This is a genomic window from Candidatus Marsarchaeota archaeon (assembly GCA_023485295.1).
Classification (GTDB): Archaea; Micrarchaeota; Micrarchaeia; order Micrarchaeales; family Micrarchaeaceae; genus Micrarchaeum_A.
In genome coordinates this window covers 134,321-148,391 of sequence record JAMCZQ010000007.1, presented here as the reverse complement: position 1 = coordinate 148,391, position 14,071 = coordinate 134,321, and the positions used below count along the sequence as shown (strand labels likewise).

The 14,071-nt window shown below is 48.2% G+C and carries 16 protein-coding genes and 2 tRNA genes; 5 read left to right on the top strand and 13 right to left on the bottom strand.

Annotated elements, in window-relative coordinates; all coding sequences use genetic code 11:
- A partial coding sequence (locus M1125_04615) for a hypothetical protein (protein ID MCL5405082.1) occupies window positions 1–1,138 on the bottom strand: 1,138 nt, incomplete at its 3' end.
- Between the two features lie 175 nt (window positions 1,139–1,313).
- On the opposite strand from M1125_04615, the gene M1125_04610 reads away from it, so the two are divergent.
- Entirely contained in the window at window positions 1,314–2,201 is an 888-nt protein-coding gene (locus M1125_04610) for a UbiA family prenyltransferase (GenBank protein ID MCL5405081.1), read from the top strand.
- Window positions 2,202–2,207: 6 nt separating this feature from the next.
- Here M1125_04610 and rpsB read toward each other — a convergent pair whose 3' ends face one another.
- The 8 genes from rpsB to M1125_04570 form a co-directional block, all read right to left on the bottom strand.
- Window positions 2,208–2,828, bottom strand: coding sequence for a 30S ribosomal protein S2 (rpsB, locus tag M1125_04605; protein ID MCL5405080.1), 621 nt, complete (start codon window positions 2,826–2,828; stop codon window positions 2,208–2,210).
- 11 nt (window positions 2,829–2,839) lie between these two features.
- Window positions 2,840–2,942, bottom strand: a tRNA-Pro gene (locus M1125_04600).
- 39 nt (window positions 2,943–2,981) lie between these two features.
- Window positions 2,982–3,182, bottom strand: a complete 201-nt coding sequence (locus M1125_04595; protein ID MCL5405079.1) for a DNA-directed RNA polymerase subunit N — start codon at window positions 3,180–3,182, stop codon at window positions 2,982–2,984.
- An 18-nt stretch (window positions 3,183–3,200) separates the two neighbouring features.
- Complete coding sequence (gene rpsI / locus M1125_04590; protein ID MCL5405078.1) at window positions 3,201–3,731, bottom strand: 30S ribosomal protein S9; 531 nt, start codon at window positions 3,729–3,731, stop codon at window positions 3,201–3,203.
- A gap of 12 nt (window positions 3,732–3,743) precedes the next feature.
- Window positions 3,744–4,202, bottom strand: a complete 459-nt coding sequence (locus M1125_04585) for a 50S ribosomal protein L13 (GenBank protein ID MCL5405077.1) — start codon at window positions 4,200–4,202, stop codon at window positions 3,744–3,746.
- A 12-nt stretch (window positions 4,203–4,214) separates the two neighbouring features.
- Window positions 4,215–4,565 (bottom strand): 50S ribosomal protein L18e, encoded by a 351-nt coding sequence (locus M1125_04580; GenBank protein MCL5405076.1) that lies wholly within the window; start codon window positions 4,563–4,565, stop codon window positions 4,215–4,217.
- Window positions 4,566–4,582: 17 nt separating this feature from the next.
- A tRNA-Leu gene (locus M1125_04575) sits at window positions 4,583–4,687 on the bottom strand.
- A gap of 6 nt (window positions 4,688–4,693) precedes the next feature.
- On the bottom strand, window positions 4,694–5,269 hold the full coding sequence (locus M1125_04570; protein ID MCL5405075.1) for a DNA-directed RNA polymerase subunit D: 576 nt from the start codon (window positions 5,267–5,269) through the stop codon (window positions 4,694–4,696).
- Window positions 5,270–5,391: 122 nt separating this feature from the next.
- Here M1125_04570 and M1125_04565 point away from each other — a divergent pair, with 122 nt between their 5' ends.
- Window positions 5,392–5,994: a hypothetical protein gene (locus M1125_04565; GenBank protein MCL5405074.1), complete on the top strand. Its 603-nt coding sequence runs from the start codon at window positions 5,392–5,394 to the stop codon at window positions 5,992–5,994.
- Here the strand turns inward: M1125_04565 and thpR are convergent.
- Window positions 5,969–6,511 carry an RNA 2',3'-cyclic phosphodiesterase gene (thpR, locus tag M1125_04560; protein MCL5405073.1) on the bottom strand — a complete coding sequence of 181 codons (543 nt, stop codon included), beginning with the start codon at window positions 6,509–6,511 and terminating at the stop codon, window positions 5,969–5,971. The two genes, M1125_04565 and thpR, sit on opposite strands and share 26 nt — an antisense overlap.
- Before the next feature lie 78 nt (window positions 6,512–6,589).
- On the opposite strand from thpR, the gene M1125_04555 reads away from it, so the two are divergent.
- Window positions 6,590–8,221 carry a CTP synthase gene (locus M1125_04555; protein MCL5405072.1) on the top strand — a complete coding sequence of 544 codons (1,632 nt, stop codon included), beginning with the start codon at window positions 6,590–6,592 and terminating at the stop codon, window positions 8,219–8,221.
- Here M1125_04555 and M1125_04550 read toward each other — a convergent pair.
- Complete coding sequence (locus M1125_04550; protein MCL5405071.1) at window positions 8,214–9,782, bottom strand: oligosaccharide flippase family protein; 1,569 nt, start codon at window positions 9,780–9,782, stop codon at window positions 8,214–8,216. The genes M1125_04555 and M1125_04550 overlap by 8 nt on opposite strands.
- 4 nt (window positions 9,783–9,786) lie before the next feature.
- A complete protein-coding gene (locus tag M1125_04545; GenBank protein MCL5405070.1) occupies window positions 9,787–10,488 on the bottom strand; it encodes a glycosyltransferase in 702 nt (233 codons plus the stop codon).
- A gap of 139 nt (window positions 10,489–10,627) precedes the next feature.
- Here M1125_04545 and M1125_04540 point away from each other — a divergent pair, with 139 nt between their 5' ends.
- Both M1125_04540 and M1125_04535 read left to right on the top strand, forming a co-directional pair.
- On the top strand, window positions 10,628–12,940 hold the full coding sequence (locus M1125_04540; GenBank protein MCL5405069.1) for a hypothetical protein: 2,313 nt from the start codon (window positions 10,628–10,630) through the stop codon (window positions 12,938–12,940).
- Window positions 12,941–12,962: 22 nt separating this feature from the next.
- Complete coding sequence (locus M1125_04535; GenBank protein MCL5405068.1) at window positions 12,963–13,598, top strand: helix-hairpin-helix domain-containing protein; 636 nt, start codon at window positions 12,963–12,965, stop codon at window positions 13,596–13,598.
- On the opposite strand, the gene M1125_04530 is transcribed toward M1125_04535, so the two are convergent.
- Window positions 13,584–14,066, bottom strand: a complete 483-nt coding sequence (locus tag M1125_04530; GenBank protein ID MCL5405067.1) for a hypothetical protein — start codon at window positions 14,064–14,066, stop codon at window positions 13,584–13,586. The genes M1125_04535 and M1125_04530 overlap by 15 nt on opposite strands.
- Window positions 14,067–14,071 lie beyond the last annotated feature (5 nt).

The window sequence follows — 14,071 nt, the reverse complement described above, 5'->3', positions numbered from 1 at the left end:
GAAGGTTTGTAGTCTTTGGCGCGAATCCCAGGTATATTGTTATTGCGGAATTTGCAGGTATGCCGTTTTGTAGCTTTAACCACGCAGTAATTGTGCCGGAATCATTGCTCTCTATCCATGCAGGTATGACTGTCCCATTCAGGTATGCAAATTCAAAATTGGCAAGATTCCCGCTGTAGGCTATGTAATTGCCATATGTCGATTCGGATATTTGCACCTCCTGCTGGAACGGCGCAGGCGTTGCAACGCTCTGCGCATTGTCTATCTTTATCGGGAGATAATAAAATGTCACGGGTATTGATGTTGTAGTCGTAGAAGTGCTTGTAGTAGAGCTGGTGGTGAATGTTATCGTTGTAGGGGTTGTTGTATATACCGAAGAGGTTGTTGTAGATGTCGCAAACGTTGCGGTGATCGAGGCGTTTCCGTCAAGCTTTAATACTGTTGGCTCTACGTCATTCTGGCTCAGCGAGGATGTGCTTGAAGTTGCAATCGACCATGCTTGGAAAATGTAGCCTGCAGGCGCAACTGCGTATAGCGTATAGTTGCCTGACGATAGAGGCACTGTAACATTGTTGCTGTATGTGACGCCGTTTATAACTATGCGGCCTGAAGTTGGGTTGTCATAAAGGGTTACGTTGAAAGCCGGCACATACGAAGGCGAAATTGTTTGCGTAGACGTGCCTGTTGTGATGTACGGACCAGTGCACGAATGAAGGGTGCATGCATAGTATTTTATCTTGAATGACACTGCAACATCGGTTCCAAGAGCAGGCACCAGCGTTCCAGGAACACTTACTGTGCAAAGCACCCTTGTGCCAGAAGCCGCCATTTGGGGTATGCATGCGCCGTTGTATGTGTTTATGCCTGAGGAGCCTATGTTTGTTAGTGTTACATTTATGGAGTTTGCAGGAAACTTCATTTCTGTGCTTAGCTCGTTCTCGAATATCAGCGTGAACTTTATCGGAATGTGGCGCGCTGCGTTTAAGGTCGTTATGCCTGCGCTTATGCAGGGCAGCAGCGGCTGTATGCTGCAAACCGGCGGGAGGTATGTCACTGCAGGCTTAGGCCCGGATATTATGAATATGAATGCAACAAAAATGGCGATTATCAGAAATGCCCATGCGTATACGCTTATCATTTCAAGCGCTGACTGCGAGTTTCTCCGCACAGATATTTTTTTAGGATTGTGAAGCCGCATCTTACCTCCTTTAGACCATGAAGTTCGCCTGAATTAGATAAGCAAGTAAATGCTTATATTTGTTCACTTTTTGAATAGTTTAGGCTTATGCTATTCTGATTTAAGGTTGGGTAAATTGGCAAATATTTCGAAAAAGGCTCTTGGAGTAATACGCTTGACAAGAATAGAGCACAGCTTGATGCTAGCCTTGGCAGTGATTGCTGCAGAAATTATAGCCCTTGGGAGGGTGCCTGCTTATGGCATCGTTGCCCTTTCTATAATTGCGCCGATACTTGTCAGCATGGGCGCCTTTGCGATAAACGACTATTATGACGTTGAGATAGACAGGGCGAACAAGAAGCTTGGCAGGCCCCTGGTTTCTGGCGTATTGTCAAAAAGGGGCGCGCTGCAGATAACCGCCGTAACCTTCATAATAGGGCTTGCAGCAAGCCTGTTCGTCAACATTGTTGCATTTGCGATAGCAGCGATATTCGCGGCGCTTGCATACCTTTACAGCTATAGGCTTAAGCACGTAGTTCTCGTAGGCAACGTATACATAGCCTTCACGATGGTGATACCTTTCATATACGGCAACTATGCAGTGACATACTCGCTTTCCTATACCATTGTCCTTATATCCCTTGTCGTTTTCCTTAGCGGCTTGGCCAGGGAGCTGCATGGCATGATAAGGGATTACAGCGGCGATGTCCGTGCTGGCGGGATAAGGAACGTCGTATACAGGCTTGGCATAAGCAGGTCGGCGCAGCTCGCTTTCATCCTGTATGTTGAAGCGATACTGATAAGCGTTTTCATGTTCTTCTTCAGCGAGCCTTTCAAGTTCAATCTGATTTACGCAGTCCCTATAATAGCGGTTGACGCTATGCTTGCCTACGTTGCCACGGGGCATCTTCTGGGCAGGCATTCGGATGGATTTTTCAGCGTTTCAAGGAACCTGAGCCTCGGAGCCATGTCCCTTGGCATAATAGCGTACCTGCTGGCTGCTGTAATCTTTGTGCCGGTTTAGAATCAGCTATTGCTGCACCTTGCTCTCTATCTTTGCTTCGAAGTCCTCGACCTTGTACTTGAATTCGTCGTTGGAGCTTATCTCGCCGCGGTTTTTCAGCACTTCCCTTGCAAGCAGATAGTAGATGAATGCCAAAGAGCGCCTGCCCCTGTTGTTTGACGGTATTATCAGGTCTATGAATTTTGTCGAGTTGTCCGTGTCGCTCAGCGCTATTATAGGTATGCCTATCTTGCTTGCCTCCTTTATCGCCTGCTTCTCGTTCCTGGAGTCGCTTATCATTATTACCTTTGGCTCTGTGAAATCCGCCCTTAGCGGGTTTGTGAATATGCCAGGAGTCACCCTGCCTTTTATGAATTTCGCCTTTATTATCTCTGCGAACTTTTCTGCTGCGGCTATTGCATAGATCCTTGAGGCAGTTATAATAACATCGTTTGGATTGTACCTTGCGAGCATCTTTGCAGCTACGCTTATCCTTGTGTCTATGGTCTTTAGGTCCAGCAGGTACAGGCCGTCTTCCCTTACCCTGTATATGAAGCGGCCCATTCCAGGGCTCTTCACCTTTGTTGCTATGTGTATTCCTGCCTCTAGATAAACATTTTGGTCAGCTACGGATATTTCTTCGCTCATTACAACACCTTTGGGGCCGCCGAGATTTTCAGCGACGATGCTTTTGAATTCCCGTGTAAGACTCGGGTCGCCAGCACCCCAAGCTGGAAGCCTACCAAGCTAGCAGACGGCCCCCTGCACGAATATTGAAGTATAAATGTATAAATAACTTGCCTATTTCCTGCCTGCGTCGATGAACTCGTTTATCAGCTCGACGTTGCTTATCAGCATGCGCCTGCAGCAATAGCGCTTTACTCCGAGCTCGTCAAGGACCTTTCCGCCGTCCTCATGCTCCTTGTTGACCCTGCGGTCGTATTCTTCCCATTTGTCTGCTATCACAGCGCCGCATGTGAAGCAGCGCACAGGTATCATCATTGTATCATCTTTAAGCAATCATCTGTAAGATGTCTGGAACCTCGCACGGGCCTTGGTACCAAGGTACTTCTTTGGCTCTACGCGCCTTACGTCGTCTATCAGCAGGTGCCTGTCATAGCGCATGTATTCCTTCTTCACCACATCTGACGGTGAGAAGTCCGATATGACCTTTGCTATGACGCTTGCAGATGCCTGCGCCTGCGAGCTTAAACCTCCGCCTTTGACGTTTATGCTTATGTCTATGCCGCTTGCCAGGTTCTTTGTTATTTCAGATAAGTATACCGGGGTGAATACTATGCTTCTGAGCTCTTCGGGCTTCAGAAAGTTTGCATCCATGCCGTTTATGCGTATAACGCCAGTGCCAGGCCTTCCGGAGCCCCGTGCAATGCTGCGCTTGCGCTTGCTGCTCGCAAGCACTATCTTGTTGGCTTTCTTCTGGGAGGGCTTCCTTGGCCTTGCCTTCCTTGGCTTCTGCGCCTGCTTTTCCTGCTGCTCTGGCGCCTGCGCTTGCGCTTCGGCCTTTTGCTCCGTTGACAATTCTTCTGCCATGAATATCATCTATTATTTGTTAACCTTATAACCAAGGTTTTTCGAAAGGTCCTTGAGCCTTATGTAGCCTGCGTATACTGTCTTTGGGTCTTTTATGCTTATGCTTGCCGGCTTTACGCCTGCGAGCTCATCAGGCACGCCCATGTAAACATGCAGGCGCCTATAAGCTTCCTTGCCCCTTGGCTTTCTGTACGGAAGCATGCCCCTGACTATGCGCTTGAACAGCAAATCTGGCCTTCTGGACCAGTATGGAGAATGCTCTGGATTCTCCTTTTCCTGCAGGTTGAGCCTGGTCTTGTATTTTGCGGCAATGCTGGCCTTCTTGCCAGTTATTACTGCCTGCTCGGCATTGACTATTGCTATGCTTTCGCCGTTCAGCAACGACTTGGCCGCTATGCTTGCTATGCGCCCCAGGACCATGTCCTTTGCGTCAAATACCTTGCAGCTTTTTATATCAAATCTTTCCTCCATATTAAGGCACCATCACACTATTATGTGGGCGTTCTTCTTGTCAAGCATCTCCTTTATCGGCTTTATGCTGCATCCTGCGCTGTCGAGCTTTGCCTTCGCCCCTTCAGAGAACTCCAGCGCAGCTATGCTCACTTTGTGGTCCATGCTCCCCATTGAAAGCACCTTTCCAGGAACCACAACGTGGTCGCCCTCCTTTGAATACCTGTTTATCTTGTACAGGTTGACGTTCACGCGCTTGCGCCTTGGAACCGCAAGAAGCTGATATAGCCTGCCAGCTATCGGCGCTGCGCCTTTGGACATCGACTTGTCTGAAAGCATGCTTATGAGATCCTTTATGTCGGACCTTTCCGGCGTAATTTTCATGTTTTCACCATATTGTATGCGGGGGGTGAGATTTGAACTCACGCAGTCACTAAAGACACAGGAGTTCTGAGCTCTGCGAGCACCTCAGTCCTGCGCATTTGGCCATGCTCTGCCACCCCCGCCTGCGGTTAAAGCTTTTTGGTTGCTTTAGCAACGTCCTTTATGCGCTCTTTTATTGTGTCGCAAGCCTTATTAATAATTTCCTTGGGGGCCATCTGGCCAAATGATTCTATGTAGAAATTAAACATGTCGTCCTTTGTATTTTCTATTGCGACCAGTCCAGGCTGGAATTTAGCGTGCTTTGATGCGGTGCCCATTCTGGCCTTGCATTCCACGCGCAGGCGCTGCTCCTTGCCAAGCTTTATTATAGGTATGTTCGGGTTTGCAACCCTGACGTACTTGTCCGAGCTTTCAAAATCCTTGGAATATACCGTTATCGGACCGGTTGCCTCAGCTGTGAAGAGGATCTCATCGTCTTCCTTATAGCCTTTTGATGGGGTCACTAGCGGAATCAGCCCTATCCTGTGCGCTATGTATTCGTCGAACATCGGGCTGGTGTTTTCGTAAAACGTCACCGTATCTATGGCGAAGGTCTTTACCGAGTTTATTGCTGCGCGCCTGAGCGCATTTGCATCAGAGGTCCTTATGCCTGAGAGAGTAAACTTTAGCACCTTCTCGTTATTCTCGGTTATCTTGATTTCCATCGATTCACTTGTTTTATAGGTTTGCAAAAAAGCAATAATAAGCTTTATGTCAAATAACCTTATTAGTTACCGTAGTTATTATTTGGCAATAATATTTATATATTTTTACAATCGGTGCTTGCTTGCAGCTATATGAAAAACTCGTATTGGCGGTCCAGAAAAAGGATTTCAATAGCAAACAGTTTGTTCTGGCCTACAGGAAACGGCGCCATATATCTAAGATAAAAATGGACCAGTACGACGACGTAGCCTACATCGGCGTAGGGGGATCTGCCATGCTTGACTACAAGGTGCCGCTAGAGCACAGGTACATTGCTGCCATTGACATTACTTATTCGCTCTTGTTCAGCATGTACGACTTCAATTCCTCAAAGCTCATTGCATTCAACTGCTTCGATGACGTGACAAAGCAGCTTTCTGAGGCAAACAAGTTCGTCAATGCGCTTAAAAGGCCCAACATTGAAGCCAGGATTATAGGCATGCAGAACTCGCAGGACTTTTCGATTATAGGCCCTATTGTTGATTTTTTGATGAAAAAACACATATATGTCTCTGAAGCGGACTTGTTTGGCAATGAAACAAGGCACATAGCGATAGATGCAAAGCTTGGGATGAGCTTTGATGTGCTCATAAATAACGTAAATTACAGGCCAGGAGAGCTGATAAACAAAATGACCATGGACCAGTTCCAGCGTTCGCTCATGAAAGCTCCTTCTCAAAAATAGGCTCATATACCGCGTGGGCTCCGCCAATAATGCTGCGTTTCAGGGCTAAAGTACTTACGGTAAATGGCTCTGAACCTTTCCACACGCCTGAAGCGCGCCTTGCAAGCTCGTTGAGGCCATTAGGATTCCCGCGGGCAATGCTCACGTGCGGGAAAAATTCGCGTGTGCCGAGGCCTTTTATGCCTTGCAGCGCAGATATCCTGCCGTGCAGGTCTTGCTGCAAAGCCGCGGCTTCATTGCGCCCTTCGCTCAATCCTACAAAGGCTACGCTTGAGCTCGCGCCGAATGTCGATACTTCGCCTAGCTTTGCCGTAAACTTTTTTGCATGCGTGGATGATATCGCTTCGGAGATCCTTGCCGCAGCGCTGTCGCTTATCTCGCCAAGAAACTCCAAAGTGATGTGCATGTTTTGGCTTGGCACAGGCCTGACACCAAGCTTCAATTCCATTTCATCAATGGACCGCACTATTGAATCCTTTATATGCTCTGGTATTTCCAAGGCGATGAAAGCCCGCATAGCGCATCCCTGAATAAAAAGGTATTTGCAAAACAAATTTAAATGTAACTGCACAAAGTGTATTCATTTAGTGTGACGATGAAACACAAATATATTGTTGTTGCTGGTTCTTTGATGAGCGGCCTCGGCAAGGGTATAGTCACCTCATCAATCCTGAAACTCCTTAAGCTTTACGGCATAAAATCTCTTCCTATAAAATTCGACGGATACCTGAATTATGATTGCGGAACGATGAACCCGTACAGGCACGGCGAGGTATTCGTGCTGGATGACAAGGGAGAAGTCGATATGGACTTCGGCAACTACGAGAGGTTCATGAACAAGAGCATGAGCTCAAAGCTTTCGATAACTGGCGGGAAGCTTTTCGACGGAATAATAAAGAAGGAACGACGCGGTGATTATCTCGGGAGGGATGTGCAGATAATACCACATATGACTGACTTTATCAAGGAGTGGGTAACAGGAATAGCCGACAGCGAAAAGCTTGACGTGCTTGTGATAGAGGTCGGAGGCACTGTAGGCGACATAGAGAATAGTTACTTCATAGAGGCGATGAGGCAGCTGTCGCTCAGCGAGGATGTGCTATTCATAAATCTGACGTACGTGCCTGAATTGGAGAGCGTAGGCGAGCAGAAGACAAAACCTACGCAGATAGCGCTTAGGGGCCTGATGCAGCTTGGCATACAGCCGAAATTCATTTTCTGCAGGTCTTCAAGGCCTTTGACAAAGTCGGCCAAGGAGAAGATAGCGCTTTTTTCCAACCTTACCACCAATAGGATAATAGACGATAATGAGATAGGCACTATCTACGAATTGCCGCTTAAGCTGATAAGCCAGGGTTTCGATAAGGACTTGATTAAAGAGCTTGGCTTCGAAGGCAAGGCCATCAACAGGGACGAGCTCAAGTCATGGAAGGATTTTGTCAATGCGCTTAAGGACGGCTTCAAGAATACCGCAAACATAGCCATAGTGGGTAAGTATGTTGAGCTCAGGGATTCCTACGCCAGCGTAAAAGAGGCGCTACTTCATGGAGCTTACGCCAACAGGGCCAAGGTCAACATAGAGTGGATAGAGTCCGAGGGGCTTGAAGGGCTCGCCCCTGCAGAATGTGCAACCAGGCTTTCGCGCTTTGACGGCATATTAGTGCCTGGCGGCTTTGGCAAGCGCGGCATTGAAGGAATGATAAACGCAATAAGATTTGCGAGGGAGAACAAAAAGCCTTACCTCGGCCTTTGCCTAGGCATGCAGCTTATGGCCATAGAATACGCAAGGAATGTAAGCATGCTTAAGGGAGCGAATTCCTCAGAATTCGACAGCAATGCAAAGTACAAGGTCATAGACCTGATGGAGGACCAAAGGAGCATAAAGCAGAAAGGCGGCACGATGAGGCTTGGGCTTTGGCCTGCTGACATCAAGCCCGGCACTATGGCCTTCGAGGCCTACAGGTCTAAGCGGATAAACGAAAGGCATAGGCACCGTTATGAATTCAACAACGCTTACAAGCGCACGCTAGAAAGGAGCGGGCTTGTTGTGAGCGGCATGTCACCTGACAACAGGATTGTTGAGATTGTAGAATGGAAATCGCATTTTGGAATAGGGACCCAGGCGCACCCAGAATTGAAGTCAAGGCCAGAAGCGCCTGCGCCGCTTTTCACCGCATTCATAAAAAGCGCAATAGCTGCGAAGAAGGCAGGCACAGCAGCTACCTAACGAAAAACATCGAATAGGAAAGCAGCTTTGAAAGTATGGCACTTATAACTGGCATTCCAGATGACACCTTCCTTAAAAGTTCGATGTCAGACTTCTTCAGGCCGCCTGTTATGCTTACCATAGGAGGATACAGCACTATGAAGCCAGCTATGCCGAATATCACAATAGGTATATACTGAGAGCTGAATGCCAGGGTTACGGCATATAGTATTGCGCTCACTATGATATTGGCTGCGATGATCCTGCCAATCTTGTTCCATGGCAGGCGCACGTGAAAAACGCGCATTGACTTGCTTATGAAAAGCAGGTCTATAAGCAATGGGTTGACCACGAAAAGCAGTATCACGAGCCCTATACCCTTCAGCAATGGTACAAAAAGCAGCATGAGTGCCAATTCGGCTGCCGCTATTATTGCGTTGTACTTCATTACTTGCTTCACCTTGCCTGCGCTAACGAACAGCGTGCTGGCGTAGCTCCCTGCTATCCCAATCAGAAGGCCTACGCTGGTTATTGCTATGTACAATGGCGCCAGCGAGTAGCGCGAGCTAAATGCCACATAGGAGAACGGCTTTGCAAATGTTGCGATGAAAAATACCATAGGTGCGACAAAAACAAAAGCCATGTAGACCGAATACGAATAGAACTCGCCTGTCCTGGACCTGGTTGCCTTGTTCCTTAAAGAAGCGGTGAACGTTGGCAGAAGCGACAGGCCTATCGAGCCCAGGACTATGTCGAATAGGTAGTTTGCACGCGATGCTATGCCAAAATTGCCTATTACGAAAGTTGTAGCCACAAACCCCAATACCAGCAATGCAAGATTGTTTACCGCTGCGCTGAAGATGTTTGAAACTGCAAGAGGCACCGAGAACCTGAAGAGGTTGCGCATTCTCCTGAAGCTTGGAATTTGCAGCTGCACGCTGTTCCTGAAAAGAAGCACAAACCCCAATATGAATCCGCTGAAATAGCCGAATATGACGCCGTAAACAGGAGCCCTTGCCCCAAAGCCCAGCAGGGCGAGGCCAACGCCTATGACTGCCTGGAATACTGCCTCTGTTGCTATGCTCAGCGCCGCATGCTGGCCCTTGCCGAGGCCTATCAATGCAGAATATGCAGCACCAAAAAGCATCGACAGCACTATGGTAAAGGAGATAAGCCTGAATACAGGCACGAACGAAGCGCCTTCGGCATAGAGGTGTGCAATGAGGCCGCTCGCAAGGAATGCGATTATTGTAAGGCTGCCGCCTATCAGCAGCATTGCGAAAAAGCCGTCGGACAGTATGCGGCCACGCTCGCGTGCAGACGTGTACCTTGCTATGAAGCGGTTCAGCGTAGTGGCAATTCCGAAATTTCCGACAGAGCCGAATATCCCAGCTATTCCGGTTGCGAGCACGTATATGCCGTAGTCTGCAGGGCCAAGTATCCTGGTTATTAGTATGAACGCGATTCCAACAGATAAGAATGACGCGAGCTTGCTAAGCAGCACATAGCTCGTTACATGTGCGGCCCGCGTGCCTATGTCCAATGCGCTTTCTTCCACATCCTGATGACTCAAATCGCCCATGCATTCACTTCAGCGCAGATACCATTATGTCTATGAGGCGGCGGTAGCTTGCCTTGGAACTGTTGTACTTCCTTTCATGGAACCCTGTATACGGCACCTCCTCTATTTTAGCTTCCTTTCCTATGAATTTAAGCGTGTCGAGCAGCACCTTGTAGCCCGTGCCCACATATTCATGCCCGTGCCTGCGTATGATGCTCTTGAACAGGCTTGACCGTATGCCAAAAAAGCCAGACATTATGTCGTTAGAAGTGCGCTTGCCGCGCATATAGAAAACAATGTTGCAAAACGTAGAAACAGACTTAGATACCACGCGCCTGTAAATCCCCCAGTTCTTGACCTCTGAGCGCACGCCTATAACCAGATCGGAAGAAGCGAGCTTTTCAGCAATGAGCTTTACCTTTTTCGGGGGGTGCTGCAGATCAGCATCCATCACGATCATATATTCAGTCTTAACGAGCATGGCTGCGTCAAGCACGCTTGCAGTAAGCCCATGCACCTTTGCATTGCTTCGATCAAGGAGCCTCACCTTGCCGCTTGGCCCTTTTGAAAGCCTTGAAACAATCTGCCTTGTCCCGTCATCCGAGCCATCGTCAGTGACTATTATGTGCACGCCTGGATATAGGCGCAGCAGCATTTTCACTATTATCTTTATGTTTAGCGATTCGTTGAGCGTAGGTATTATTATAGTGATCTTCGAATAATCCAATTAAACCACTTTACTCGACCATTGATTTTTGTATCTGGTATTTCGATTAACCTTAATAATATTAATTAATATTAATTGTTGAATCATTAAGCACCATTAAGCTTTATATTTTAGTGGAAATCGGCAAGAGTGCAAATTTATGGAAAACCAGACTGGCACGGCAGAAAAGCAAAAAGCCACGCTTAGGAAATTTGGCATTGGAAGATTCGTTAACAAGACGACAGTCAGCGTTGCTGTTATATACGCCATTATAACAATAATAGTGTTCAATCCAGTGTTTGCCAGCATAAGCAACACCATACCTGGCGTTGGCGGCGACCCATTTCAAAACCTTTTGGGGCTATGGTGGCCAGGGTTTGCTCTGCTTAACCTTCACACAAGCATGTTTTATTCTTACATGATCTTCTGGCCGATAGGAGTTAACATGCTCTACCAGACACTCTCGCCCCTTGTTGGCCTTACATCGCTGCCGTTTCAGGCTTTTGGCCTTGTAACAGCCTACAACATAATGCTTGTAATAGGCATGGCTGCAAGCGCTTTGGGCATGTTCGTGCTTGCCAAATATGTAAGCAAAAATAATTATGCTGCGTTCATAGCTGGAGCTTTTTACGCATTTAGTGCCGGGCATATGGCGCAGGCTTACGGCCATATGCACTGGATAGACATTGGCTTCATACCAGTATTGATCTATTTCCTGCTTAAGGCGCTTGACGAGCAGAAGCTCAAGGGCAATTACCTCAATGCTTTGGGCATTGGGATTTCTTTCGTGCTGATAACGTTTCTTGGCGGCTACGAAAAGGCTGTGATGACCATAATGCTCGTTGTGCTTGTCGTAGTGCTATATGCGATTTACAGCAAGACAAGGAAGAAGGTGCTGAGACCAAACTTTTGGATCGCGCTGGTGATCGCTGTTGCAGTGGCAGCCGTGCTTGGCTCGTGGGGCTTTATACCGCTCGTGCATGCGCTTTCGTCGAAAAGCGGGCTTAGCCTTGCACAGTCGCTTAACAATGTGACTTACAATGAGATGTGGAGCAACAACCTAATATCGTTTTTTGTGCCCAGCTATTATAACGGCATTTTCAATCCAAGCGCAAGCATAAGCTATTTCCCCAAGACATTCCAGCCCGACCCTACAGAGAAGGTAGGCTATATAGGCTACGTTGCGCTCATGCTTGCTTTATATGGTGTTTACATTGACATCAAGGCCAACAGGAAAAGGTACCTGCTGTGGGCTGCCATTGCAGTGCTGTTCGCATGGCTCTCGATAGGCCCTGTGCTGCAGATAGGCGGAGACGTGACCAGCATACCTGGCATATACGCAGCTTATCATGCAATCCCAGGCATCAACATAGTGAGGGAGCCTGGCAGGTTCTTCATAATAGGCACAATAGGCCTTGATGTGCTTGCTGCGCTCGGGCTGGCGCATATCATAGATTCCGGCAAGATAAAATTGCTCAGGTCTAAAAACGCCAATGCACTCCTTATATGCGGCATAGTGCTGCTGCTTTTTATCGTAGGCAGCAGCGGCATCCCGCACACTGCAGCGGCCTCAGGCGCAATATCGATGAAGGTGCCTCCAGGCGCGTTCTACAAGGAGCTTGCAAGCGTCAATGGAACCTTCAGCGTGCTGCAGCTGCCCATACTTCAGGACTACAACAGCAGCGAGCCTTTGCTTTACGCTGGGGAAGCAGATTATTTCGCTGCGCTGTCGCACAAACCTTTCATAGGCGGCTATCCTGGAAGGGAGAATACTACGCAGCTCGTTTCGGTGTACAATATACCGCTCGCCGTGCAGGTGCAGAATCTGCAGGACGGCAACGGCTTCTCTTACGCTTCGCCAATCGCTGAGAACTATTCCAACCAGACATTGCTTACGCTCTACAATTACCAGACCGCAGTAGTCAGCGTTGAAAAGAGCGCATTCACATCCACGCAGCTTCTCGGACTCGAAAGCTATCTAGACGGCCTATTCGGCGCGCCGATTTACAACGGCAACAACACAATAGCTTTTGATGCAAGGCAGGCCGAGGCAGATACGGCTTATAAAAGCTATGTGGCGTACCCGTACCTTCCAAGCTGGGGAGCGGTTGTTGTGCCTTACAATGGCAGCGACTACAACATGTTCGTGCCTCTGAATTACAGCCCTGTGATAGTTTACGCGCCCTACCTTAATTATACAAATGCAACAGCAAGCTCAATACAGCACGTAAGTACTGAAGTCAGCTTTAGCGCCATTGCAGAAGCGCCTGGCTCATCTCTCATTGTAGAATCTGCCACTCCTGCAGGCTACAAGAAGCTTGTGGACTTCAACATAAGCGACAACATGTCTTCGTATTCGTTTGCCGCCAACATGACGAGCGGGCCTTATGGAAACGAGTTTCTGTTCGTATCTTCCGAGGCTTACGGCAAGCCAACAGTGTACTTGTCAAGCATGCGCTTTACGCGGGGTTGATTGCACGGGCGAAACGGTTTATGTGGTTGCCGACCAAAGGGAGCGCAACGCAGAGCTCTTAGGCAGGCTGCAGGCATATGGCATAAGCCTTAAGCTTGAGACTCTTGACGTTGGCGATTATGTGATATCAGAAAGGCTGTGCCTTGAGAGGAAGACTGTTTACGATTTCGAGAGCTCTATAATAGACGGCAGGCTGTTCGACCAGCTCAATAGGATGAAAAAGGCCTATGAGTTTCCGCTGCTCGTTCTTGAGGGCAGCAGGGAGGAATTCAGGATGGAGCATTCTGTGATAAACGGAGCCATAGTTGCAATATACCTGAATTACGGAGTGCCGGTCATAACGTCTTTCGGCCCATCAGATACTGCTGATATAATAAGGGCCATTGCGCTGCAGGAGCAGCGCGGCGCCAGAGAGCCTTCGCCAAAGTCCGGCAAGAGGGCTTTTACGGAGCCCCAATTCATGGAGCGCGTAGTCGGAAACATACCTGGCGTCGGGCCAAAGCTTTCAAGGCTGCTTCTCTCGAATTTTAAGAGCATCAAGGCCATAGCGAATGCAGAAGTAAAAGACCTGATGAAAGTCGACGGCGTAGGCAAGAAGAAGGCCGAATCTATACACAATGTCCTTACAAAGCTATACGCAGATTCAGAAAAGCCTTGAAGCTGCCATCTTCTCCATGATGCTTGCCGTGCTGCCGCTTACGCCGTATGATGAAGCTATGCTGCTTGCGTTCTTGTTTGTGAAGAAATCCTTGGCATTAGGTATGCTTCTTTCCAGCGGTTTGTAAAGGCCTTCGTCATCGCAAAGTATTATGAACCTGCGCCCCTCCTTGGCGCCCGCAATCCTTATCGCTTCTGATATCTGCTTTGTCATGGCTATGAAGAGCAGCACTTCCATGCCAATGCTTCGCGCTATGTTTGTGCCCTCAGAAAACGCTACGCTTGCATTTATGCATGCTGCATAGAGGTGGTCCCTGCTTATCGCCGAATCATAGTCTATGAATTGCATGAAGTGCCTGCCTGCGTCATGCGGCTTTAGCGTTTTTGAATATGGCTCTGCGTATTTTGCAATGATGCTTGGCCTGGCAAGCAATGCGCCGATGCCTTCATAACCTTTTTTGGCAGCCATCAAAT